Origin of the sequence: Lutibacter sp. (assembly GCF_041596795.1) — a bacterium.
GTDB lineage: Bacteria > Bacteroidota > Bacteroidia > Flavobacteriales > Flavobacteriaceae > Lutibacter.
In genome coordinates this window covers 1-2,649 of record NZ_JBFHHX010000246.1, presented here as the reverse complement: position 1 = coordinate 2,649, position 2,649 = coordinate 1, and the positions used below count along the sequence as shown (strand labels likewise).

Here is a 2,649-nt window from a genome sequence, read left to right as displayed (position 1 = left end):
TATGAAAATGCACTTAACAAATATAATTAAACAGTTAGGCGCAAGTGATGAAGAAAAAGAATATTTGATCGATTATTTTGAACATAAAACAATAACACATAACGCTGTTGTAGAAGCATATAATAATTTGATTGGAGAGAAATAATGAAAGAATTCTACAGTAACGGTAAATTATTAATAACGGGTGAATATTTTGTGTTAGATGGCGCAATATCTTTAGCAGTGCCAACAACTTGCGGACAAGATTTAATTGTAGAACCAATTAACCAACCCGAATTAATTTGGGAAAGTTATACAAATACTGGTGAATGTTGGTTGCAAGCCATTTTTGAATTACCAAAATTGCGTTTGACAAGCGCATCTTATGATGATAAACAAGATGGAGGAAAGGGAAGTTTAGCGGAAAATTTATTTGAAATATTATTGCAAATTAGACAGTTGAATCCTTCTTTTTTGAATACAGAACAAGGGTTTTTAGTGAAAACAAACCTTACGTTTCCTAAAAACTGGGGATTGGGAACATCTTCAACACTAATAAATAATTTAGCGAATTGGGCTAAAGTAAATCCGTATCAATTATTAGAAAAAACATTTGGTGGAAGTGGTTACGATATTGCTTGTGCGCAAAATAATACACCCATTTTATATACCAGAAATGAAACCAATCCAATTGTAGAAAAAGTTAATTTTAATCCAACTTTTAAAGATCAATTGTATTTTGTGTATTTAAATAAAAAACAAAATAGCAGAGATGGTATTCAACGGTTTAAAAGTTTAAAAGGCAATTTAACTTCAGAAATAACACAAATTTCTCAATTAACAAAAGCTTTTGTGGTTTGCAATAAAATAGATGATTTTGAAAAACTACTAATTGAACACGAGCAAATTGTTTCAAAAACTATACAGCTAAAAACTGTTCAGGAAATTTATTTCTCAGATTATTTTGGACAAACAAAAAGTTTAGGAGCTTGGGGAGGCGATTTTATTTTAGCTACCGGAAACCAAGATTCTTTAAAATATTTTAATCAAAAAGGATTTCAAACGGTAATTCCGTATCAAGATTTAATTTTATAAATAATAATAAAGCCAAAATAACAAAGGAATTCCAAAGCCAATAAGTGTAAGCCACCATCCTCTGCCTTTAATTCCGTTTTTCCCTTTAATCATAAATAAACCTGAAATTGCTAAAAATAGCAGAGCAACTGCAAATATATCAGCAATATAAGTCCATAATCCTTTCGGTTTGTTTAAATGTAAGTCGTTGGTTTCTTTTAAAAATAATCTTGAATTAACTTTTTCTTGTTTTACTTCTTTGGTAATATAATTAACTAAAATGGTATTGCCTTCAACAAAAATTTCTAATTCATTAGGAGAAGATCTGTAGGTGTTTTTTACTTCACCTTTTTCATTAATAGCATTTAAAACGTACACTACAGTTTCATCTTTTGTGGCGTTTTTTGGTAAAGAATCTAAAATTATAGTTGATTTTTCAATTTTATAATTAGGATTCCAGTCTTGAATATGGTTTACAGCTATGCCAGAAATTGCATAAATAATGGTTAAGCCAGCGGCAATGTAGCCAATATCTCTATGCAATACACGTAGTAATTTTCTCCAGTGCATTAATTAAAAGTTAGGTTTATTTAGTTAACTACGGCTCCAAGTCCTTTTAATCTATATTCAGTTTTGCCTTTGGTTATAGTCTTTGGATCAAACTTAGTTCCATATTCTTTTGCCATATGCTCACCTTGTTCAATTAAATCTTCTTTGGTGTATACAAGAGCTTCAAAAACACCTTCAGCTATAATTTTTTTTCCTTTTTCCTCCATTGGAAAAACAATTACACCATCATCAACTTTTAATCTAATTTTTTCAAATTCTTTATCACTAGCTATATCAATCCAACAACCTCTTTTTTCACAAACTTTAACTATTAACCCTTCAACTTGTACAGTTTTACCAACATATTTTTTTGGATTTTTAAATAATTCAGAAATTGGAGTTTTCTCTTTTAATACAAGTTTTTTACCATATTTTACACCTTCTTGAGAATGTGAATTAAAAACGAACACTACCGAAAGCAATAAAAATAAAACGAATCTTTTCATATAAAATAATTTAACTTACGTTGTTTAAAATTGAAATGTAAATATACTTAAATTTAAATTATCAATGTTGGTGTTTTTTAAATTTGCTTAAGCACCGTAATATTTAAGAATATACATTATAATATGCTATTTTTGCATTTAATATGGCAAAAAAATTTATAATTATTGGAGGTGGAGCTGCTGGTTATTTTGCAGCTATAAATGCGGCAGAATTAAATCCTGATTTAGTAGTTATTATTTTAGAAGGAAGTACTAAAGTGCTGCAAAAAGTAAAAGTAAGCGGTGGCGGACGATGCAATGTTACGCACGCTTGTTTTACGCCAAATGAGTTGATTGAATTTTACCCTCGTGGTGGAAAAGAATTACGCGGTCCATTTCATCAATTTATGACAGGCGATACTATGGAATGGTTTGAAAATAGGGGAGTTTCGTTAAAAATTGAAGATGATAATCGTATTTTTCCTGAAAGTAATTCGTCTCAAACTATTATAGATTGTTTTTTAGAAAGTGCTAAAAATGCAGGTGTTATTTTAAAAACAAG

The 2,649-nt window shown here is 29.3% G+C and carries 4 protein-coding genes; 2 read left to right on the top strand and 2 right to left on the bottom strand.

Annotation, left to right across the window (positions count from 1 at the left end):
- The first annotated feature begins 144 nt into the window (after window positions 1–144).
- The gene (locus ABY298_RS15895) at window positions 145–1,074 is read left to right on the top strand and encodes a GYDIA family GHMP kinase (protein WP_372747025.1); all 930 of its coding nucleotides are present in this window, start codon (window positions 145–147) and stop codon (window positions 1,072–1,074) included.
- On the opposite strand, the gene ABY298_RS15890 is transcribed toward ABY298_RS15895, so the two are convergent.
- Window positions 1,069–1,623: a PepSY-associated TM helix domain-containing protein gene (locus tag ABY298_RS15890; protein WP_372747024.1), complete on the bottom strand. Its 555-nt coding sequence runs from the start codon at window positions 1,621–1,623 to the stop codon at window positions 1,069–1,071. The genes ABY298_RS15895 and ABY298_RS15890 overlap by 6 nt on opposite strands.
- Before the next feature lie 20 nt (window positions 1,624–1,643).
- Window positions 1,644–2,108, bottom strand: coding sequence for a DUF4920 domain-containing protein (locus ABY298_RS15885; protein WP_372747023.1), 465 nt, complete (start codon window positions 2,106–2,108; stop codon window positions 1,644–1,646).
- Between the two features lie 143 nt (window positions 2,109–2,251).
- Here ABY298_RS15885 and ABY298_RS15880 point away from each other — a divergent pair.
- Window positions 2,252–2,649, top strand: a 398-nt coding sequence (locus ABY298_RS15880; RefSeq protein WP_372747022.1) for an NAD(P)/FAD-dependent oxidoreductase, incomplete at its 3' end; no start/stop codon positions are given.

Coding starts and splice junctions, on each gene's coding strand:
- ABY298_RS15895 (WP_372747025.1), top strand. CDS start 145: ATGAAAGAATTCTACAGTAACGGTAAATTATTAATAACGGGTGAATAT.
- ABY298_RS15890 (WP_372747024.1), bottom strand. CDS start 1,623: ATGCACTGGAGAAAATTACTACGTGTATTGCATAGAGATATTGGCTAC.
- ABY298_RS15885 (WP_372747023.1), bottom strand. CDS start 2,108: ATGAAAAGATTCGTTTTATTTTTATTGCTTTCGGTAGTGTTCGTTTTT.